The following is a 20,274-nucleotide window of genomic DNA, read 5'->3' on the forward strand; positions in this document are numbered from 1 at the left end:
GACCGAGACTACGGTTCACCACTGACACCGCTCACTCGGTTTTTGTGCCTAGGGCCTTACGGGGCTTCGGAATTGGAGCCTCCGGTCCTGCTTCCGCCCGCTCCCTCGTCACCCGCCACAGGAGCACCGAGCGCGCCCCCACCGTGATGCGCGCACCCGCCGCCCGGCGCTCGCCCGGTGCCGCCCCCTGCTCCTCCCGCGCGGTGTCCACGAGCAGTTCGTAGCCCTCCGCCCACGGCGGCCCCGGCAGGGTGAACCCCGCGTCGGCCGGGCCCGCGTGCAGCACGGCCAGGAAGCTGTCGTCCGTGACCGGCTCGCCCTGCTGCCCGCGCCGGGGGATGTCCCGGCCCGAGAGGTACATGCCGAGCGTGGCCGCCGGCGCGTACCAGTCCGCCTGCGTCATCTCCGTGCCCCCGGCCGTGAACCAGGCCAGGTCCCGCAGCCCGTCCGCGCTCTGCGGGTGGCCCGAGAAGAAGGAGCGGCTGCGCAGGACGGGGTGGGCGCGGCGCAGCGCGAGGAGCCGGCAGCACAGGTCCGCGAGGGCGCGCCAGCCCGGCTCCTCCAGCAGCGACCAGTCGGTCCAGCTGGTCTCGTTGTCCTGGCAGTAGGCGTTGTTGTTGCCGCCCTGGGTGCGGCCCATCTCGTCGCCCGCGACGAGCATCGGCACGCCCGTCGACAGCAGCAGGGTGGTCAGCAGGTTGCGCAGCTGGCGCCGTCGCAGGGCGCGCACCGCGGGGTCGTCCGTGGGGCCCTCCGCGCCGCAGTTCCACGACCGGTTGCCGTCGGTGCCGTCGCGGTTGCCCTCGCCGTTGGCCTCGTTGTGCTTGTGCTCGTAGCTGACCAGGTCGCGCAGGGTGAAGCCGTCGTGGGCCGTGACGAAGTTGACGGAGGCGTAGGGGCGGCGGCCGCCCCAGGCGTAGAGGTCGCTGGAGCCCGAGAGCCGGTAGCCGAGGTCGCGCACGTCGGGCAGGGCGCCGCGCCAGAAGTCCCGGACGGCGTCGCGGTAGCGGTCGTTCCACTCCGTCCACAGCGGCGGGAAGGAGCCGACCTGGTAGCCGCCCGCGCCCACGTCCCACGGCTCGGCTATGAGCTTGACGCGGCGCAGCACGGGGTCCTGGGCGATGACGGCCAGGAACGGCGAGAGCATGTCGACGTCGTGCATGGAGCGGGCGAGCGCCGCCGCCAGGTCGAAGCGGAAGCCGTCGACGCCCATCTCCGTCACCCAGTAGCGCAGGGAGTCGGTGATCAGCCGCAGGACGTTCGGCTGGACGACGTGCAGGGTGTTGCCGCAGCCGGTGTAGTCGGCGTAGCGGCGCTGGTCGCCCTGGAGCCGGTAGTAGCGACGGTTGTCGATGCCCTTCAGGGACAGCGTGGGGCCCAGCTCGCCGCCCTCGGCGGTGTGGTTGTAGACCACGTCGAGGATGACCTCCAGGCCCGCCGCGTGCAGGGCGCGCACCATGCGCTTGAACTCGCCCACCTGCCGGCCGTCGGTCCCGGACGCCGCGTAGGCGGCGTGCGGGGCGAAGTAGCCGATGGAGTTGTAGCCCCAGTAGTTGCGCAGCCCCCGCCGCAGCAGGTGGTCCTCGTGCGCGAACTGGTGCACCGGGAGGAGCTCCACGGCCGTCACCCCGAGCCGCACCAGGTGCTCGACGGCCGCGGGGTGCGCGAGCCCGGCGTAGGTGCCGCGCAGCTCCTCGGGGACGCCCGGGTGGCGCTTGGTGAAGCCGCGCACGTGCAGCTCGTAGATGACGGAGTCGGGCCAGGGCGTCTTGGGCCGGTGGTCGTCCGCCCAGTCGTCGCCGTCCGCGACGACCACGCCCTTGGGAACGTACGGGGCCGAGTCGCGCTCGTCGCGGACGGTGTCGGCGACGTGCTGCTGGGGCCAGTCCCGCACGTGCCCGTACACCTCGGGGGGCAGGGAGAAGTCGCCGTCCACGGCGCGGGCGTAGGGGTCCAGCAGGAGCTTGGCGGGGTTCCAGCGGGCGCCCGTCCAGGGGTCCCAGCGGCCGTGGACGCGGTAGCCGTAGCGGCGGCCGGGCAGCACCCCGGGCACGAAGCCGTGCCATATCTCGTGCGTCAGCTCGGTCAGGGGCAGCCGTGTCTCGCCCTGCGGCGGTCCGTCCGGGCCGCCCTCCCCTCCGCCGTCGAACAGGCACAGCTCGACGGCCTCCGCCCCGCCGGCCCACAGGGCGAAGTTCGTCCCCGCCGTGCCGTCGGGGGCGGTCCTGAAGCGGGCGCCGAGCGGCTCGGGGCTGCCGGGCCACACCGTGGCGCCGGGCAGCGGCCGCAGGGCCGGCTCCGGTCGGCGGCGTCCGTTGACGGCGGCGCCCGGGGCCCCCGCGGGCCGTCCGGCCGTGCGGTCGTCCTCGGGGTGCCGGGTCCGGCGGCCGCCGAACTCGTCCCCCCGCTCCGCCTCTTGCTCGGGTGCGCTCGACACGTCTTCGCCTCCGGCGGCTCGCGGGCAGCGCGCCGGGCGCCCGGCGTCCCGTGCCGGGCGGCGGCGGTTCCGTCCTTGCCCCCAGTTCTGCCCAGAACCACGCGTGCGCTCACACGGGTGATCGGGCGCCGGGCCGGGCGGCACAGGCCCTCTGCCCGCCTGCGGGCAGCGGGCCGCCCCCGGGCCGGAGCACGCAGGTGGCCGGATTATGATGCTCACCTTCAGCCACGGGGATCACCTTCACCGCATGTCTCGTACCACCGTTCCCATTTGGGACCGAACGGTGACATTCCACGGGACGGCGGCGCAGGAGCCCTGTGGTTATCTATCGCCAGCGCGTGAGCCGCGCTTTCGGGGGCGCCGCGTGGCCGCGGGCCGTGCGAGGGGAGACAACCGATTGTGAACGTGCAGCTGATACCGAGAGGGCGCGCAGCCCGGCGCAGGGGTCTGTTGGCGCTGTTTCTCGGCGCACTGATGCTGCTGGTCACGGCCTGTGGCGGCGGTGACGACGACGGGAAGAAGAAGGGCGCCAAGAAGGTTCCGGACGGCCCGTCGGAGGCCGTCGTGTCCATCGCGCCGGAGGACGGCACGAAGGACGTCGCGACGTCCGGCGCCCTCAAGGTCACCGCCCGGAAGGGCAAGCTGACCTCCGTCAAGGTCGCCGACGCCAAGGGCCGCACGGTCGAGGGCAGGATCACCGGCGACGGCGCGGCCTGGGAGCCCACCGCCCACCTCGGTGCGTCGAGCAAGTACACGGTCGACGCCCTGGCCGAGGACGACGACGGCCGCCCGTCGGCCAAGCACGCGTCGTTCACGACGCTCACCCCGCAGAACACCTTCGTCGGCTACTTCACGCCGGAGGACGGCAGCACGGTCGGCGTGGGCATGCCCGTATCGGTCACTTTCAGCCGCGGCATCACCGACCCCAAGGCCGTCGAGCGCGCCATCAAGGTGAAGACCGAGCCGGCCGTCGAGGTCAAGGGCCACTGGTTCGGCAACGACCGCATCGACTTCCGGCCCGAGCAGTACTGGAAGGCCGGCACCAAGGTGACGGTCGACCTGAACCTCGACGGCGTCCAGGGCCGCAAGGGCGTGTACGGCTCGCAGTCGAAGACCGTGAAGTTCACCGTCGGCCGCAGCCAGGTCAGCACGGTCGACGCCAAGTCCCACCAGATGACGGTCGAGCGGGACGGCAAGGTCGTCAAGACCATCCCGATATCCGCCGGCGCCCCCGCCAACCCCACGTACAACGGTCAGATGGTCATCAGCGAGAAGCACGAGGTGACGCGCATGAACGGCGCCACCGTGGGCTTCACCAAGAACGACGGCAAGGGCGAGTACGACATCCCGGACGTGCCGCACGCGATGCGCCTGTCCACCTCCGGCACCTTCCTGCACGGCAACTACTGGTCCGGCTCCTCCACCTTCGGCTCGGAGAACGCGAGCCACGGCTGCGTGGGCCTGGAGGACCAGCGCGGCGGCGGCGACCCGAACACGCCGGCGGCCTGGTTCTACAAGAACTCCCTCATCGGTGACGTCGTGGTCGTCAAGAACTCCGACGACAAGACGATCAAGCCGGACAACGGCCTCAACGGCTGGAACATGCCGTGGTCCGAGTGGGGCAAGAGCAGCCCCCAGGCCGGCTGACGGCCCTTCGCACACGGCCTGCGGCCCGGAACACTCGTGACCGAGTGTCCGGGCCGCTCGGCGTTCCGGGCCCGATCGGGGGGAGCCGTCGAACCCCCGTGTCACTAACCTGGTGCCATGACTGTGCATCTTGAGGTTGCCGAGGGCGTCGGAACCATCCGCCTGGACCGTCCGCCGATGAACGCGCTCGACATCGCCGCCCAGGACCGGATCCGCGAGCTCGCCGAGGAGGCGACCCGCCGCGAGGACGTGCGGGCCGTCGTGCTGTGGGGCGGGGAGAAGGTGTTCGCCGCCGGGGCGGACATCAAGGAGATGCAGAAGATGGACCACGCCGCGATGGTGGCGCGCTCCCGCGGCCTGCAGGACTCCTTCACCGCCGTCGCCCGTATCCCCAAGCCCGTCGTCGCCGCCGTCACCGGCTACGCCCTCGGCGGCGGCTGCGAGCTGGCGCTCTGCGCCGACTTCCGGATCGCCGCCGACAACGCCAAGCTCGGCCAGCCCGAGATCCTGCTCGGCCTGATCCCCGGCGCGGGCGGCACCCAGCGCCTGGCGCGGCTGATCGGCCCGTCCAAGGCCAAGGACCTCATCTTCACCGGCCGTCAGGTCAAGGCCGACGAGGCGCTCGCGCTCGGCCTGGTCGACCGCGTCGTGCCCGCCGCCGAGGTGTACGAGCAGGCGCACGCGTGGGCCGCCCGGCTCGCCGCCGGCCCCGCGCTCGCGCTGCGCGCCGCGAAGGAGTCCGTGGACGCCGGCCTGGAGACCGACATCGACACGGGCCTCGCCATCGAACGGAACTGGTTTGCGGGCCTGTTCGCGACCGAGGACCGGGAGATCGGTATGCGCAGCTTCGTCGAGGACGGGCCGGGCAAGGCCAAGTTCGTCTGATGTGCGGCCGGTTGGCGGCGGCTGCGGAGCGGGCCGCCGCCGCCCCCCGGCGTTGACGCGCGGTCGTGCCGGTGTCCACCCCCGGGTGCCTCTTGTGGGGGAATTACGCGCAGTACGCGACCGCGCGGAACCGCCGCTCCGGCCGTTTCGGGCGATCTTTGCGGCCCCTGTGGTCGCCGCAGGTCAGTATGGGTTTCCGGGCCGATTCCCTGCCCTTGGCATATGTCGTCGCACGGGCTTGGAGGGAGTCATTCCGGTCAGGTGAATCCCTTCGTTCCAGCCCCGGGCGTGCTTGCGGCGGCCATGATGGGGGCATGGCGGGCCTGGAGGAAACGGAGCAGCCACGGCAGCGGGCCGGCACGGCCGCTGTGCGCTGGTCGCCGACCGTGGAGGATGAGCTGGCGCTCAAAGCGCTCGATCTGTTCGGCAACCCCACACAGGGCGAGGTGCGCCTGCCCTCCCGCCCCGAGTCGGCCGTCGCGGCCCGCCGGCTGACCCAGTCCGTGGTCCTGCGCCAGTGGGGCCTCTCGGGCCAACTCACCGAGCACGCCGTCCTGCTGGTCTCCGAGCTCGTCGGCAACGCCGTCCGTCACACCGGCGCGCGCTACTTCGGCCTGCGGATGCTGCGCCGGCGCGGCTGGCTCCGCATAGAGGTCCGCGACCCCTCCCGGGGGCTGCCCTGCCTGATGCCCGTGCACGAGCTCGATGTCACGGGCCGGGGGCTCTTCCTCGTCGACAAGCTCTCGGACCGCTGGGGGGTGGACCTGCTGGCGCGCGGCAAGACCACCTGGTTCGAGATGCGGGTCGCCGACCGCTGAGGCTCCCGGGCGGCATCCGGGCGGCCCCCGCCCGTACGCCCGAAACGAAGAGGCCCCCATCCGTCGGCATGCGACGGGGCGGGGGCCTCTTCGGGCGCCGCGGAGATGGGGTGTGTTCCGCGGCGGATGACGACCTGGCTCGGGTCAATGAGGGTCGTGGCTTCCGACTATGGCAGACGGGGCGCGTTCCAGCCAAAACGGCTATTTGTTCAATTCGGGCAAGGCTGCCCATTTCTCTCTGTAATCAAAGGTGAGGTGGGCCACGTGCCTTGAATTCTTCGAATGGATCAGCGGAAGCACTTATTTTTATGCGGAATTACATAGAGTGAGCTCTGGCCGTGATCAACCTGATCGAAAGGGCGGCTAATCTGTGCCGGTCATACCAGCACACCAAGGGGAGGCTCACATGGCTGACATGGAGAGCGCACGCGAGACGTTCGCCAAGTTCGACATCGACGGGGACGGCTTCATCACGGCCGCCGAGTACAAGAAGGCCATGGCGCAGCTCGGCGACCACTTCGTCACCGAGACCGTCGCCCAGTCGATCATCGACTCCAAGGACGGCAACGGCGACCGCCTGCTGTCCTTCGAGGAGTTCTGGAACTCCGTCGACAAGGGCTGACCCGCACGGAACGGCCGACCCTCGCGGAAGGCCGGCCCGGGCCGCGCCGTCGCGGCCCGGGTCAGCGCCAGCCGCGCCGCTGCGCCCCGGCCCGGCGCCGCCGGTCGTTGCACAGCAGGCACCGGCCCCAGCCCTGCGGCAGGGGATCGGTCTTGTCCCCGTACAGCGGGTCCACGGGGCCCTTCGGGTGCTCGGAGCAGCCCGTGGCGGCAAGGCCGCCGCCCAGGGCGCCCGCCGCGGTCAGCGCCCTGCGCAGGGCGTCCACCAGCGCCTCGGCCTCATGGGGCGCGGGTGCGGCGGCGTCGAGGGAGAAGGCGATGTCCGAGGCGGTGGTGAGCGCGCTCTGGAGTTCGCGCAGGTCTGCGTAACTCATGTCCGTGAGCGTAACGGTCGCCACTGACAACCCCGTCCCGCCGCCCGCCGCGCACGGCCCCTGCGGTACGGTCGCGCCATGCCGGAGGCTCAGTACATCGCCGTGATGACGACGACCGACAGCGAGGAGCGCGCCAGGCACCTCGCCGCCACCGCCGTCGAGGCGCGCCTCGCCGCCTGCGCCCAGATCGACGGCCCCGTCACCAGCGTCTACCGGTGGCAGGACGAGGTGCACAGCGACACCGAGTGGCGCGTCCTCTACAAGACCGCCGCGGACCGCTACGGCGAGCTGGAGGCCCACATCAAGGGCGCGCACACCTACGAGACCCCGGAGATCGTCGCCACCCCCGTCACCGCGGGCAGCGACGCGTACCTCGCCTGGCTCGGTACGCAGACGCGCGTCAGCCGCGGCTGAGGATCCAGCTCCGCTCGGCGCCCGCCGAGCCCGTGTCGCGGACCGTCCGCACCCCCTCGCCCGTCGCGTCGCGCGACGAGCCGGTGCGGTGCGTGGCCTGCTCCCAGATACGGCCGTCCGCCTCCGCGACGACCTTCTGCCGCCCGCCCGAGCCGGCCGGCTCGGTACGGAAGCGCTGCCCCGCCGCGTCCGCATCGCACGGCACGGTCACGAGCAGCGAGCCCTGTCTGCCGATGCAGCGATAGGGCTGCGCCTGCGACGAGAACTGGTGCGTGGCGGAGCTGTAGACCCAGGTCTGGGCGGCCCGCCCGGACTCCCGGCACGGCTGCAGCGCCACCAGCCAGGGGCGCAGCGTGCCGCGCGGGTCGCGGTAGCCCGATCCTTCGGCGGTCAGGCAGCCGCCGTGCACGCCGTTGTGGATGCGCACGGGGCCGGCGGGCGCATCAGGCGTGGTCCCGGCGTCGGCGCCGGCCAGGGGAGCCGTCACGCCGAGGGCGGCGACGGCGCCGAGGATCGCTGCGGTGGCGCGGAGGAAATGGCGCATGGCGAGGGCTCCTCGATCAAGGGGTGGAAGGGAACGAGGGCGCCGACATTACTGACGGCCCCGGCGCGCTGACACGCTGTTTCCGGTCATGGTCATTTCCACTCGTAGTCCGTGATCAGACGGGATATCCTCACCGAAACTTCATGAAGTACGGACAAAGGACAGTAAGGCACTTGAAGGCGATACGTAAGAGCGTCGTGGCCGCCACGGGGGTCGCTCTCGCTCTGAGCCTGGCGGCGTGCGGCGGCGGCAGCGGCGGCAAGGACGAGCCCGCGGGCTCCGGCAGCGGAAAGAGCGACAGCGGCGCCGACAAGGCGCTCAAGGCGGCGGAGCCGGCCGGCACGCTCAAGGCGGCAGCGGCCAAGGGGGCGCGGGAGAACACCTACCGCACCAAGGGCAAGCGCAAGGACACGGACGGCGAGTACGTCACCGAGGGCGCCTTCCAGGCGAAGCCCCACGCGTCCGTGATGAAGGACGTGGGCCCGAAGACGGCCGAGACCCCGGACGGCCTCAACCACGTCATCACCGTGAACGACAAGATGTACTTCAACGGGGAGAAGGTCCCCGGCAAGAAGTGGTGGACGTTCAGCGTCGAGGGCGCCGACAAGAGCAAGGACCCGTCGTCGGAGCTCTTCGTCCGGATGACGTCGGCCCTCGCCACGTCCAAGAACGTGAAGAACACGGGCGTCGAGACGGTCGGCGGCCGCCGCGCGGCCCGCTTCCAGGGCACGGTCGTGGTGTCCGAACTCGCCGCCTACAAGGGCGACGCGATCACGGACAAGGACCGCAGCTTCGTCGTGAACGGCTACAAGAACGACGGCGTGCAGCAGGTCGACCTCGTCGTCTGGGTGGACGGCGACGGCGTGGTCGCGAAGACCGAAGAGTCGGGCAAGGGCTCGAAGGGCGAGTTCCGCCGGACCGACGAGTACTTCGACTGGGGCGCGGACCTCGGTATCAAGCCCCCTCCGGCCGCCGAGACGGCGACCGAGAAGGAGGTCCTGGAGACCGAGATGAAGAAGCAGCAGAAGTAGCTTCCCGCACACGAGGTGCGCCCCCGCCCGGCATCAGCCGGGCGGGGGCGCCTTTCGTGGAGCGGTGCGCTCAGCGGTGCGTCAGCACTCGATGATGTTCACGGCGAGGCCGCCGCGCGCCGTCTCCTTGTACTTCACGCTCATGTCCGCGCCCGTCTCCTTCATGGTCTTGATGACCTTGTCGAGGGAGACGTGGTGCCGGCCGTCGCCGCGCAGGGCCATGCGGGCCGCGGTGACCGCCTTGGCGGCGGCCATGCCGTTGCGCTCGATGCACGGGATCTGGACGAGGCCGCCGACCGGGTCGCAGGTCAGGCCGAGGTTGTGCTCCATGCCGATCTCGGCGGCGTTCTCCACCTGCTCGGCGGAGCCGCCCAGCACCTCGGCGAGGCCGCCGGAGGCCATGGAGCAGGCGGAGCCGACCTCGCCCTGGCAGCCGACCTCGGCGCCGGAGATCGAGGCGTTCTCCTTGAACAGCAGGCCGATGGCGCCCGCGGCGAGCAGGAAGCGGACGATGCCGTCCTCGTCCGCGCCGGGCACGAAGTTCATGTAGTAGTGCAGGACGGCCGGGATGATGCCGGCGGCGCCGTTGGTCGGCGCGGTCACGACGCGGCCGCCCGCGGCGTTCTCCTCGTTGACGGCCATGGCGTAGATCGTGATCCACTCCATGGCGCGGGCCTGCGGGTCGCCCTCGGCGCGCAGCTGGCGGGCGGTGTTCGCGGCGCGGCGGCGGACCTTCAGGCCGCCCGGCAGGATGCCCTCGCGGGACATGCCGCGCGCGACGCACGCCTGCATCACGCCCCAGATCTCCAGCAGGCCCTCGCGGATCTCCTGCTCGGTGCGCCAGGCCTTCTCGTTCTCCATCATCATCGCGGAGATCGACAGGCCCGACTCGCGGGACATCCGCAGCAGCTCGTCGCCGGTGCGGAAGGGGTACTTCAGGACGGTGTCGTCCAGCTTGATGCGGTCCTCGCCGACCGCGTCCTCGTCCACGACGAAACCGCCGCCGACGGAGTAGTAGGTCTTCTCCAGCAGGGGGGCGCCGGCCTCGTCGTAGGCGAAGAGGGTCATGCCGTTGGCGTGGTACGGCAGGGAGCGGCGGCGGTGCAGGATCAGCTGCGTCGACGCGTCGAAGTCGATCTCGTGGGTGCTGCCGATCTCCGCGCCGAGCAGCCGCAGCCGCTTCGACTCGCGGATGCGCTCGACCTCGGCGTCCGCGAGCTCGACGTCGACGGTGCGCGGGGAGTAGCCCTCCAGGCCGAGCAGGACGGCCTTGGGGGTGCCGTGGCCGTGGCCGGTGGCGCCGAGCGAGCCGAAGAGCTCGGCCCGGACGGAGGTGGTGTGGGCCAGCAGGCCCTCGTTCTTCAGCCGTCGCGTGAACATCAGCGCGGCCCGCATGGGGCCCACCGTGTGGGAGCTGGACGGGCCTATGCCGATCGAGAAGAGATCGAAAACGGAGATGGCCACGGTGGCTGCTCCCTGTCTGCTTGGAGGTGGTACGGGTCGTGCTGAACGGGGGTGCCCACGGTGGTACGGGGGCGCGCGTGGTGCGGGGCACCGGGCGCTCACTCTTCAGTGTGCCCGGTGCCCCGTACCGACGCGTAAATCGGATGCCGATGTGTTACTTCAGGCCGGGGTACAGCGGGTGCTTGTCCGCCAGGGCCGTGACGCGGCCGCGCAGGGCCTCCGCGTCGTAGACCGGCTTCAGCGCCTCGGCGATGATGTCGGCGACCTCACGGAAGTCCTCCGCCTGGAAGCCGCGGGTGGCCAGCGCCGGGGTGCCGATCCGCAGACCCGAGGTGACCATCGGCGGCCGCGGGTCGTTCGGGATGGCGTTCCGGTTGACCGTGATCCCGACCTCGTGGAGGCGGTCCTCGGCCTGCTGGCCGTCCAGCTCGGAGTTGCGCAGGTCCACCAGCACCAGGTGCACGTCCGTACCGCCGGAGAGGACGGACACGCCCGCCTCGGCGACGTCCGGCTGCACCAGGCGCTCGGCCAGGATCTTCGCGCCCTCCAGCGTACGCTGCTGGCGCTCCTTGAACTCCTCGCTGGCCGCGACCTTGAAGGAGACGGCCTTCGCGGCGATCACGTGCTCCAGCGGGCCACCCTGCTGACCGGGGAAGACAGCAGAGTTGATCTTCTTGGCCAGCTCGGCAGTGCAGAGGATCACACCGCCGCGGGGACCGCCGAGGGTCTTGTGCGTGGTGGTCGTCACGACGTGCGCGTGCGGCACCGGCGAGGGGTGCAGCCCGGCGGCGACGAGGCCCGCGAAGTGGGCCATGTCGACCATCAGGTACGCGCCGACCTCGTCCGCGATCCGGCGGAAGGCGGCGAAGTCCAGCTGGCGCGGGTACGCGGACCAGCCGGCGACGATCAGCTTCGGGCGGTGCTCCTTGGCGAGGCGCTCGACCTCCTCCATGTCGACCAGGTTGGTCTGCTCGTCGACGTGGTAGGCGACCACGTTGTAGAGCTTGCCGGAGAAGTTGATCTTCATGCCGTGGGTCAGGTGCCCGCCGTGGGCGAGGTTCAGACCCAGGATGGTGTCGCCCGGCTTGAGCAGCGCGAACATCGCGGCGGCGTTGGCCTGCGCACCGGAGTGCGGCTGGACGTTCGCGTGCTCGGCACCGAAGAGCGCCTTGATCCGGTCGATGGCGATCTGCTCGACGACATCGACGTGCTCGCAGCCACCGTAGTAACGGCGGCCGGGGTAGCCCTCGGCGTACTTGTTGGTGAGGACCGAGCCCTGGGCCTCCATGACCGCGACCGGAGCGAAGTTCTCCGAGGCGATCATCTCGAGGGTGGACTGCTGGCGGTGGAGTTCGGCGTCGACAGCGGCGGCGACGTCGGGGTCGAGCTCATGGAGGGAGCTGTTCAGCAGAGACATGAGTTCTTCCTGGACTTCCTGGGCGAGGGGAGGGCGAGGGGAGGGGTCAGCCTGCGGTGAAGCCGTCGTACTCGGCGGCGGACAGGAGGTCCGCCGGCTCGTCCGTGATCTTCACCTTGAACAGCCAGCCGCCCGTGAAGGGGGCGGAGTTCACCAGCGCGGGGTCGTCCACGACGTCCTGGTTGGCCTCGGTGACCTCGCCGGTCACCGGGGAGTACAGGTCGCTGACCGACTTGGTCGACTCCAGCTCGCCGCAGGTCTCGCCCGCGGTGACGGTGTCACCGACGGCCGGGAGCTGGGCGAAGACGACGTCACCGAGCGAATTCGCGGCGAACTCGGTGATGCCGACCGTGGCCACGCCGTCCGCGTCGACGGCCGACAGCCACTCGTGCTCCTTGCTGTAGCGCAGCTGCTGGGGGTTGCTCATGGCTAGATTCTCCTGGATGCGCGTGAGTGCTTGTGCAACGGGTCTTGACAGAGGGAGATGAGAGAGGGCAGGGGAGCCCCCGGGCGAGCCACGGGGAAGATCAACGCTGCCGCTTGTAGAAGGGCAGGGCCACGACCTCGTACGGCTCGTGGCTGCCGCGGATGTCCACGCCCACGCCCTGCGTGCCGGGAGCGGCGTGCGCCGCGTCCACGTAGGCGATGGCGATCGGCTTGCCGAGCGTGGGGGAGGGGGCGCCGGAGGTGACCTCGCCGACGACCTCGCCGCCGGCCACCACCGCGAAGCCGGCGCGCGGCACGCGGCGGCCCTCGGCGATCAGGCCGACCAGCTTGCGCGGCGGCTGCGCCTCGGCGCGCTCCGCGGCCGCCTCCAGCGCGGCGCGGCCCACGAAGTCGCCCTCCTTCTCGAACTTCACGACCCTGCCCAGGCCCGCGTCGAAGGGGGTGGTCGCGGTCGTCAGCTCGTGCCCGTACAGCGGCATGCCCGCCTCCAGGCGCAGCGTGTCGCGGCAGGAGAGCCCGCACGGCACGAGGCCGGCGTCCGCGCCCGCCTCGGTGAGGGCCTGCCACAGCTTGACGGCGTCGCCCGGCGCGACGAACAGCTCGAAGCCGTCCTCGCCGGTGTAGCCGGTGCGGGCGATCAGGGCCGGGACGCCCGCGACGGTGCCCGGCAGGCCCGCGTAGTACTTCAGGCCGTCCAGGTCGGCGTCCGTCAGGGACTTCAGGATGGCGGGCGAGGCCGGTCCCTGGACGGCGAGGAGGGCGTAGGCGTCGCGGTCGTCGCGGACGGCCGCGTCGAAGCCGGCGGCGCGCTCGGTCAGCGCGTCCAGCACCGTCTGCGCGTTGGAGGCGTTGGCGACGACCATGTACTCGGTGCCGGCGAGGCGGTAGACGATCAGGTCGTCCAGGATGCCGCCGTCCTCCCGGCAGATCATCGTGTAGCGGGCGCGGCCGACGGCGACGCTCCCTATGTTGCCCACGAGGGCGAAGTCCAGCAGGGCGGCGGCCTGCGGGCCGGTCACGGTGATCTCACCCATGTGCGAGAGGTCGAACAGACCGGCGCGGGTGCGGACCGCGACGTGCTCGTCGCGCTCGCTGCCGTAGCGCAGCGGCATGTCCCAGCCCGCGAAGTCGGTCATGGTCGCGCCGAGCTCGCGGTGCAGGGCGTCGAGGGCTGTGCGGCGAGGGCTGTCGGTCATGGTGTGGGCTCCCGGACATGGCAGTGAGGACGTCCTCCCCATCTGTCATCGGAACCTGAGAGGTTCACCGGAAGCCACCGCGACACGCGGGGGCCCGGCTTGCACCTTGGGTGGAGCCGCGCACGATGCGGCCCGCTTTTCAGATCTGCCTCGTCCGCGCGGTACGGGGCCTGAGAGATTCAAGGGAGGAACTTGCTCCTTCGGCGCCCAGCGCACACGGCGTAGCGTGCAGCCTGGGACTCTCCCGCGCGGATTCGAGCGGCCGGTATGCAGTTGGATACGCAGTTGGCGCGCACATCATTGCACGTACGGGCGCGTTACGGACTGCCCGGCGGCCCCCGAATTCGATTACCTTTCCTTTACGTTCTGTGGGTAGGGGGCAGTGACGGGCAGTGACCGGGGCCGGGGGAGGGGCGGAACGGATGGCAACAGCACCGACGGCAGGGAAGGCCGGGCCCGCAAGGGTGCACGGCGCGCCCGCGGGGGAGAGCGGCGCGGCGCGGCCCCGGGCGGGGGTGTCCGACCTGCGCTCCGGGGCGGGCCGGGGGGAGCTCCGCTTCCCCGCGGGGGACGTGCTGATCGTCTCCGGGCTGCCCGGGAGCGGGAAGTCCACGCTCATCCGGCGGGCCGTGTCCGTGCTGGACGCGCAGGACGGCATCGTCTGGTGCATCGACTCCCAGGACGCCCGGGAGCGCCTGGAGCGGCACGCACCCCGCTGGCTGCCGTACGCCGCCTACCGGCCCTTCGCCCGGCTCGCGCACTACGCGGCGCTGCGGCGCGCCCTGCGCTCCACCGCGAGCGCCGTCGTGCACGACTGCGGGCAGCGCGGCTGGGTCCGCCGCTGGGTCGCGCGTGACGCACGGCGCCGGGGCGGCGCGGCCCACCTGCTCCTCCTCGACGTGCCGCCGAGCACTGCGCTGGCCGGGCAGGCGGCGCGGGGCCGCGGCGTCTCGCCGTACGCCTTCCGCCGGCACCGCAGGGCGATGGCCCGGCTGCTCGCTACGGCCTCGGGCCCGCCGGCCGCGCAGGGCGCCGGGAGACTGCCGGCGGGGGTGGCCTCGGTGATCCTGCTGGACCGCGGGGCGGCGGACGCCCTGCGGAGGATCACTTTCGAGTAGAGGAGCACCTTCGAGTAGGTGCGCCCGGCTCCTCGGGGCCGATGTGCGGCAGCGAGTGTGTGCGCCGCCTACAGCGGCAGCGGTGCCGGCAGCGTCGAGCCGTCTCCCGCCAGCGGGAGTTTCGCCAGGAGGTCCTTCACGACGGCGAGGGCCTCCGTGATCGCCGACTGGACGCCTGCCGAGTCCTTCCTCGTCGCCGCGTCGATCAGCTGCCCGATCGCCTTCTGCAGCTTCTTCAGTAGATCGTGGACGTCGTCCGGCGGGGCCGCAGCCGGGCGCCCCGAGGCGGCCGGGGACTGCCGCAGGGAGTCCGTGAGCCGGTCGGCCGACGACCGCAGCCGCTGCTGCATCTCCTTGAGCGCGTCGGTGTCCGGCGTCCTGGACTGCGCCTCCTTGCCGATCCGGGAGACCAGCGTGAGTGCCTCCCCCAGCTGTCCCACCGCGTCGAGCTGCTGGTGGACGGCGGCCGCGGACTTCGGCTCGGTGGCCGGGAGCACGACGGACATGTCGGGGTCCGGTGCGTTCACGGCGGCCAGGGAGGGGCCCGCGACGCCGACGGCCACGGAGCCGCAGGCGGCGACGGCTATCGCCGAGGCGGCGAACTTGTTGACACGCATGCTGGAGGTTCCCTTCGGTGCGAGGACCCGGCGGGCCGGCGGGGCCGGCGGAACCGGTGGCGCTGCAGGGCAGCTGCCCGATCACCGTGTGACCTGCGGTGTCCCTGTGCAACCCGGTCGCTACGGCCGGTGCCGTGACGGGAGGGGACGAAGGCCCCTGCGGCCCGCCCTGACCTGGGACGTCACCGGCGATTTCGGCAGCCGGCAGGAGCCGGCGGGGGTACAGCCGTTAGGGTGCATGTGCGGCTACGTCGAGAGTGGTTGGGCGGTATCGGACGAGTTGGACGAGATGAGCATCCCCGGGCAGTACGGCTGGAGTCCGGCCCCCGGCGGCGGCGCGCCCGCGGCCGCCCCGCCCGCCCCGCCCGCCAATGAACTCGAAGAAGTGCTCGCCGCCTCCGTGGGCGTGCCCGGCGCGGGCCCCCGCATCATGGAGGCGCTCGGCCGCAGCCACGTATGGGTTCCGCTTCCGTCCGGCGGCGGTCCGGACAGCGCCGGCCTCGACCTGCCCGCGCTGGAGCTCGGCGGCCAGGCCTTCGTGCCCGTCTTCAGCTCCGAGGGCGAGTTCCGGAGGGTCGCCGGCGAGCGGATGCCGTACGCCGTCGCCCCGGCCGTCGAGTTCGCCCGCGGCCTGCCCCCGCAGGTCGGCATCGTCATCAACCCCGAGGGCTCCGTGGGCGCGCCGCTGCCGCCGCCCGCCGTCGCCGAGCTGTGCCGGGCCGGCCGCACCGCCCTGGACGGCGACGCCACCGGCGGCCGCGTCCGCCTCTTCGAGCCCGACTGGCAGGACGAGCCCACGGCCTTCCTGGCGGCCGCCGGGCCGGAGTTCGCCGCCGCCGGGGTCGTCCGGACGGCGCGGCGCGCCCTCGCGAGCGTCGAGGGGGCCGATCCCGCGCTGTTCATCGGCGTCGAGCTCGACCTGCCGGACCCCGGCAGCCGCTCCGCGGCGCTGTCCGCCGTCGGCCGGGCCCTCGGCTCCGTGCCCGTCCCCTGGCCCGTCCAACTGGTCTTCCTGGACGTGGCGCGGGACCCGGTCGGCGACTGGATGCGGGACCGGATCCGTCCGTTCTACGACCGCGACCTGTGACTCCTCCCCTGTCCGCCCCGGCGGGCTCGTAAGCTGGTCGGACGACCACGGGCGCGCGACGGCGCTCCCGGGTCGCAGTCGCAGCAGTCAAGGCCGAGAGAAGAGGCGGACCCAGGTGAGCGCGGGCGCGGAGAGCGGCGTGGAGCAGATGCTGCGCCAGGTGGCGCCCGGCCGGTACGACGCGTACGAGGAGCTGCTGCGTTCGCTGGCCGAGGGCCGGGTCTGGATGCTGCTCTGGCACGGCCGGGCGGGCTCGCCCGACGCCCAGTACGGCAACATGGAGGTCGACGGGCTCGGCTACGCACCGTGTGTGACCTCCGCGCAGGAGCTCGCCGCCAGCGGCTGGAACCGGGCCCACGAGGTGATCTCCGGCCGGGAGGTGGCCGAGGCCCTCTACCCCGGCCGCTGGGGCCTGTGGCTCAATCCGCACGCGCCCGGCGGCGGCGTGGGCATCCCCTGGCTCGACCTGCGCCGCATCGCCGGCGGCCTGGACCGGCTGCCGGCCGGCCCGCTGCGGGTGAGCGAGCCCGGCGTGGAGATCCCGCAGTTCTACGCCCTTCTCGGGCAGAACGCCCACCGCACCCCCGCGGTGCGCTCGCTGCGCCGCGCCTGGGTGCAGCCCGCGCTCGGCACCGCGTACCTGGCCATCGGCCTGGACCTCTACGACAGCTCGCAGGGGTCCGTGGAGTCCGTGCGGCTGATGATGCAGCAGTCGATCGGCGCGGTCCCGGAGGGGCTGCCGGTCTCCACGGTGGCGATGTCGGACGAGCACGACCCGGTCGCCATGTGGATGCGGGCCAACGCCCGCCCGTTCTACGACCGCGACGCCTACGGGGGCGCTGCGGCGGGCGGCTCGCAGGCCGCGCCGTCGGGCTACGGATACCCTCCGCAGCCCCCTCAGGCCGGCGTCTACTGACCGCCGACGGGCCGCTGTTGTCCGTATAACGGAACTCCTCTCCACACATCACGGTTGCGCATCCTTTGACGACCGGGTCTGGCGGGTGATCGCGGGGGCGTTGAAGACTCCCGCCACAAGGACTCCCGGTCCTGCGTACGGTCCCGCGTACGTCCTGTGTACGGCCTGCTCCGCGTGAACTTCCCGCACCATCGCACCTTTCGCACCAGTGATGTGAACCAGCCGCATGCGCGGCGGGCGTTGGGCCGGTCGGCACCGGCCGAGAGGGGTCCACCAGACGATGACGGCACCACTGCACGACACGGGCGCGGCGGAGACCGCAGCCGTCGACGTCGCCGCCGGCGTCCCGGCCAAGGCGATCGAGGGCCGTTCCCCCTGGCGGATCGCCTGGATCCGGCTCAAGCGGGACAAGTTCGCGCTGGCCGGCGGTGTCGTCGTCCTGCTGCTCATCCTGGTGGCGATCCTCGCGCCGGTGATCGTGAGCCTGCTGGGCCATCCGCCCAACGAGTTCCACGAGGACCAGATCGACCCGCTGTTCAGCACGCCCAAGGGGGACTGGGGCGGCATCAGTTCGGACTTCCTGCTGGGCGTCGAACCGACGAACGGGCGCGACGTCTTCAGCCGCATCGTCTACGGGGCCCGGGTCTCGCTGCTCGTGGCCTTCCTCTCGGCCGTCGTCGCGGTGGTCATCGGCACGGTGTTCGGTATCGTCGCCGGCTTCTTCGGCGGCTGGGTCGACGCGGTGATCAGCCGGGTGATGGACCTGCTGCTGGCCTTCCCGCAGCTGCTGTTCATCATCGCGCTGGTGTCGGTGGTCCCCGACTCCCTCTGGGGGCTGACCGGTTCGGGCGTGCGCATGGGCGTGCTGATCGCGGTGATCGGCTTCTTCGGCTGGCCTTACATCGGGCGGATCGTGCGCGGCCAGACCCTCTCGCTGCGGGAACGGGAGTACGTCGAGGCGGCGCGCAGCCTCGGCGCGGGCCGCGGCTACATCCTCTTCCGCGAGCTGCTGCCCAACCTGGTGGCGCCGATCACCGTGTACACCACGCTGATGATCCCCACCAACGTCCTCACCGAGGCCGCCCTCAGCTTCCTCGGTACCGGAGTCAAGCCCCCCACGGCATCGTGGGGCGAGATGCTCGCCAGAGCCGTCGACCACTACGAGGCGGACCCGATCTTCATGATCATCCCGGGCCTCGCCATCTTCGTCACCGTCCTCGCCTTCAACCTCTTCGGCGACGGCGTACGGGACGCGCTGGATCCCAAGGCTTCGCGCTAGCGCCCCGCCCCCGGCGGCTCCGCTCCGCCGGCTCGCACGTGTCCCACCGCCCCTGTCGGCCCGTCAGGAGGCTCTGTCCGCAAACCCGCCGCCCGCTTCCCCGGACGGCGACGATCACGGAGGTCGCGACACCTTGAGAACACAGAGAACTTCGAGGCGGAGGCCGGCCGCCGGGGCGGCCCTCGTGGTCGCGGCCCTGGTCACCACCGCCGCCTGTGGCGGCGGCGGGAGCAAGAGCGACAGCGGGGACGGCAAGGGCGCGGGCTTCAACGCCGGCGTCGGCAAGCTCGCCGCGGCCTCGGACAAGAAGGGCGGCGAGCTCAAGTTCATCGGCACGCAGGACGCCGACTCCTGGGACCCGCAGCGCGGTTACTACGGATTCATGTGGGACTTCGCCCGCTACTACACGCGGACCCTGGTCACCTCCAAGCCCGCGCCCGGCGCCGAGAGCTCCGAGGTCGTGCCGGACATGGCCACCGACACCGGCAAGGTCTCAGGCGACAAGAAGACCTACACCTTCACCCTCAGGCCGGGCCTGACCTGGGAGGACGGCCAGCCGGTCACCGCTCAGCACATCAAGTACGGCATCGAGCGCACCTGGGCCACCGACAAGATCTCCGGCGGGCCCACCTGGCTGATGCAGGTCCTGGACCCGGAGAAGACCTACAAGGGCCCGTACAAGGACGAGAGCAAGGACAAGCTGGGCCTGAAGGCGATCGAGACGCCGGACGAGAAGACGATCGTCTTCAAGCTGCCCAAGCCCAACGGCGACTTCCTGCAGATGCTCGCGCTGCCCGCCGCGGCCCCGGTCCGCCCCGACAAGGACACCGCGGAGCGCTACGGGCAGAAGCCCTTCTCCAGCGGGCCCTACAAGTTCGTCTCGTACAGCCCGAACAAGGGGCTGGAGCTGGTCCGCAACGACAAGTGGAACAAGGACTCCGACCCGGTCCGCAAGGCCCTGCCGGACAAGATCTCCGTCACCCTGATCACCAACGCCGACGACATGGACAACCGGCTGATCAAGGGCGACTACGACCTCGACATCAACGCCACCGGCATGGGCTCGGCGGGCCGGCAGAAGGCCCTCAAGGAGCGCAAGGGCAACGTCGACAACCCGCAGACCGGCTTCATCCGCTACGCGGCGTTCCCCAAGACCGTCGCCCCGTTCGACAACGAGCACTGCCGCAAGGCCGTCCTCTACGGCGCCGACCACACCTCGCTGCAGACCGCGCGCGGCGGCCCCCAGGCGGGCGGCGACATCGGCATCAGCATGCTGCCGCCGGCCGTCAAGGGCCACGACCCCGGCTACGACCCGTACAACATGAAGCAGGGCAAGCCCGACGTGGCCAAGGCCAAGGAGGAGCTGAAGGCCTGCGGCAAGCCGGACGGCTTCAAGACGACCATCGCGGTGCGCAACAACAAGATGCAGGAGGTCGCCTCCGCGGAGTCGCTGCAGGCGTCCTTGAAGGCCATCGGCATCGAGGCGCAGATCGACAAGTACGACGGCGCGCAGAGCACCGGCATCATCGGTTCGCCCAAGAACGTCAAGGCCAAGGGCTACGGCATCATCATCATGGGCTGGGGCTCGGACTTCCCCAGCGGCCAGGGCTTCCTGCAGCCGATCGTGGACGGCCGCTTCATCCAGCAGAGCGGCAACCAGAACTACCCCGAGCTCGACGACCCGGCGGTCAACAAGCTGCTGGACGACGGCATCGCCGAGACCGACCCCGAGAAGGCCGGGAAGGTCTACCAGGAGGCCAACAAGAAGGTCATGGAAGGCGCCTGGTACCTGCCCTTCACCTACGAGAAGAACATCATCTGGCGCAGCTCCCGGCTGACCAACGTCTACACGGCCGACGCCTACAACGGCCGCTACGACTACGCCTCGCTGGGCGTCGTCAAGTGACAGTCCGTCCGCTCCGCCGGCGCACCCGCCGCTAGGCACGAAGGGCAGGTGAGGGC

Annotated in this window: 19 protein-coding genes and 1 riboswitch; of the genes, 11 read left to right on the forward strand and 8 right to left on the reverse strand. The window is 71.5% G+C overall.

Going from position 1 to position 20,274, the window contains the following annotated elements; genetic code table 11:
- Positions 1-31 precede the first annotated feature (31 nt).
- On the reverse strand, positions 32-2,437 hold the full coding sequence (glgX, locus tag FGW37_RS22740; protein ID WP_425506578.1) for a glycogen debranching protein GlgX: 2,406 nt from the start codon (positions 2,435-2,437) through the stop codon (positions 32-34).
- Between the two features lie 474 nt (positions 2,438-2,911).
- Between glgX and FGW37_RS22745 the strand changes: the two genes are divergently transcribed.
- The 4 genes from FGW37_RS22745 to FGW37_RS22760 all read left to right on the forward strand — a co-directional run bounded on the left by FGW37_RS22745 (position 2,912) and on the right by FGW37_RS22760 (position 6,409).
- Positions 2,912-4,084, forward strand: coding sequence for a L,D-transpeptidase (locus FGW37_RS22745; protein ID WP_179084860.1), 1,173 nt, complete (start codon positions 2,912-2,914; stop codon positions 4,082-4,084).
- Between the two features lie 117 nt (positions 4,085-4,201).
- Positions 4,202-4,969: an enoyl-CoA hydratase/isomerase family protein gene (locus tag FGW37_RS22750; RefSeq protein WP_179082742.1), complete on the forward strand. Its 768-nt coding sequence runs from the start codon at positions 4,202-4,204 to the stop codon at positions 4,967-4,969.
- 188 nt (positions 4,970-5,157) lie between these two features.
- Positions 5,158-5,787, forward strand: a complete 630-nt coding sequence (locus FGW37_RS22755) for an ATP-binding protein (protein ID WP_425506579.1) — start codon at positions 5,158-5,160, stop codon at positions 5,785-5,787.
- Between the two features lie 406 nt (positions 5,788-6,193).
- The gene (locus tag FGW37_RS22760) at positions 6,194-6,409 is read left to right on the forward strand and encodes an EF-hand domain-containing protein (RefSeq protein WP_179082744.1); all 216 of its coding nucleotides are present in this window, start codon (positions 6,194-6,196) and stop codon (positions 6,407-6,409) included.
- Positions 6,410-6,470: 61 nt separating this feature from the next.
- Here FGW37_RS22760 and FGW37_RS22765 read toward each other — a convergent pair whose 3' ends face one another.
- Positions 6,471-6,782 (reverse strand): hypothetical protein, encoded by a 312-nt coding sequence (locus FGW37_RS22765; RefSeq protein ID WP_179082745.1) that lies wholly within the window; start codon positions 6,780-6,782, stop codon positions 6,471-6,473.
- A gap of 78 nt (positions 6,783-6,860) precedes the next feature.
- On the opposite strand from FGW37_RS22765, the gene cutA reads away from it, so the two are divergent.
- A complete protein-coding gene (gene cutA / locus FGW37_RS22770; RefSeq protein ID WP_179082746.1) occupies positions 6,861-7,196 on the forward strand; it encodes a divalent-cation tolerance protein CutA in 336 nt (111 codons plus the stop codon).
- Here the strand turns inward: cutA and FGW37_RS22775 are convergent.
- Complete coding sequence (locus tag FGW37_RS22775; protein ID WP_179082747.1) at positions 7,183-7,740, reverse strand: RICIN domain-containing protein; 558 nt, start codon at positions 7,738-7,740, stop codon at positions 7,183-7,185. The genes cutA and FGW37_RS22775 overlap by 14 nt on opposite strands.
- Positions 7,741-7,913: 173 nt before the next feature.
- On the opposite strand from FGW37_RS22775, the gene FGW37_RS22780 reads away from it, so the two are divergent.
- Positions 7,914-8,771 (forward strand): SCO4651 family lipoprotein, encoded by an 858-nt coding sequence (locus FGW37_RS22780; protein WP_179082748.1) that lies wholly within the window; start codon positions 7,914-7,916, stop codon positions 8,769-8,771.
- An 81-nt stretch (positions 8,772-8,852) separates the two neighbouring features.
- Here FGW37_RS22780 and FGW37_RS22785 read toward each other — a convergent pair whose 3' ends face one another.
- From FGW37_RS22785 to gcvT, 4 genes are all read right to left on the reverse strand, one after another.
- On the reverse strand, positions 8,853-10,235 hold the full coding sequence (locus tag FGW37_RS22785; protein WP_179082749.1) for an L-serine ammonia-lyase: 1,383 nt from the start codon (positions 10,233-10,235) through the stop codon (positions 8,853-8,855).
- 154 nt (positions 10,236-10,389) lie between these two features.
- Positions 10,390-11,652, reverse strand: coding sequence for a serine hydroxymethyltransferase (gene glyA / locus FGW37_RS22790; RefSeq protein WP_179082750.1), 1,263 nt, complete (start codon positions 11,650-11,652; stop codon positions 10,390-10,392).
- A 46-nt stretch (positions 11,653-11,698) separates the two neighbouring features.
- The gene (gcvH, locus tag FGW37_RS22795) at positions 11,699-12,079 is read right to left on the reverse strand and encodes a glycine cleavage system protein GcvH (protein ID WP_179082751.1); all 381 of its coding nucleotides are present in this window, start codon (positions 12,077-12,079) and stop codon (positions 11,699-11,701) included.
- A 100-nt stretch (positions 12,080-12,179) separates the two neighbouring features.
- Complete coding sequence (gene gcvT / locus FGW37_RS22800) at positions 12,180-13,295, reverse strand: glycine cleavage system aminomethyltransferase GcvT (protein ID WP_179082752.1); 1,116 nt, start codon at positions 13,293-13,295, stop codon at positions 12,180-12,182.
- 149 nt (positions 13,296-13,444) lie between these two features.
- A riboswitch (glycine riboswitch) is annotated at positions 13,445-13,552 on the reverse strand.
- Between the two features lie 165 nt (positions 13,553-13,717).
- On the opposite strand from gcvT, the gene FGW37_RS22805 reads away from it, so the two are divergent.
- Positions 13,718-14,413 carry an AAA family ATPase gene (locus FGW37_RS22805; RefSeq protein ID WP_179082753.1) on the forward strand — a complete coding sequence of 232 codons (696 nt, stop codon included), beginning with the start codon at positions 13,718-13,720 and terminating at the stop codon, positions 14,411-14,413.
- A 68-nt stretch (positions 14,414-14,481) separates the two neighbouring features.
- On the opposite strand, the gene FGW37_RS22810 is transcribed toward FGW37_RS22805, so the two are convergent.
- Complete coding sequence (locus FGW37_RS22810; RefSeq protein ID WP_179082754.1) at positions 14,482-15,030, reverse strand: hypothetical protein; 549 nt, start codon at positions 15,028-15,030, stop codon at positions 14,482-14,484.
- A gap of 289 nt (positions 15,031-15,319) precedes the next feature.
- Here FGW37_RS22810 and FGW37_RS22815 point away from each other — a divergent pair, with 289 nt between their 5' ends.
- The 4 genes from FGW37_RS22815 to FGW37_RS22830 all read left to right on the forward strand — a co-directional run bounded on the left by FGW37_RS22815 (position 15,320) and on the right by FGW37_RS22830 (position 20,218).
- On the forward strand, positions 15,320-16,117 hold the full coding sequence (locus tag FGW37_RS22815) for an enhanced serine sensitivity protein SseB (protein WP_179082755.1): 798 nt from the start codon (positions 15,320-15,322) through the stop codon (positions 16,115-16,117).
- Between the two features lie 148 nt (positions 16,118-16,265).
- Positions 16,266-17,033 carry an enhanced serine sensitivity protein SseB C-terminal domain-containing protein gene (locus FGW37_RS22820; RefSeq protein ID WP_179084861.1) on the forward strand — a complete coding sequence of 256 codons (768 nt, stop codon included), beginning with the start codon at positions 16,266-16,268 and terminating at the stop codon, positions 17,031-17,033.
- Between the two features lie 280 nt (positions 17,034-17,313).
- Entirely contained in the window at positions 17,314-18,312 is a 999-nt protein-coding gene (locus tag FGW37_RS22825) for an ABC transporter permease (protein WP_179082756.1), read from the forward strand.
- 133 nt (positions 18,313-18,445) lie between these two features.
- A complete protein-coding gene (locus tag FGW37_RS22830; protein WP_179082757.1) occupies positions 18,446-20,218 on the forward strand; it encodes an ABC transporter substrate-binding protein in 1,773 nt (590 codons plus the stop codon).
- Positions 20,219-20,274 lie beyond the last annotated feature (56 nt).

It is taken from the genome of Streptomyces rectiverticillatus, assembly GCF_013394065.1.
GTDB lineage: Bacteria > Actinomycetota > Actinomycetes > Streptomycetales > Streptomycetaceae > Streptomyces > Streptomyces rectiverticillatus.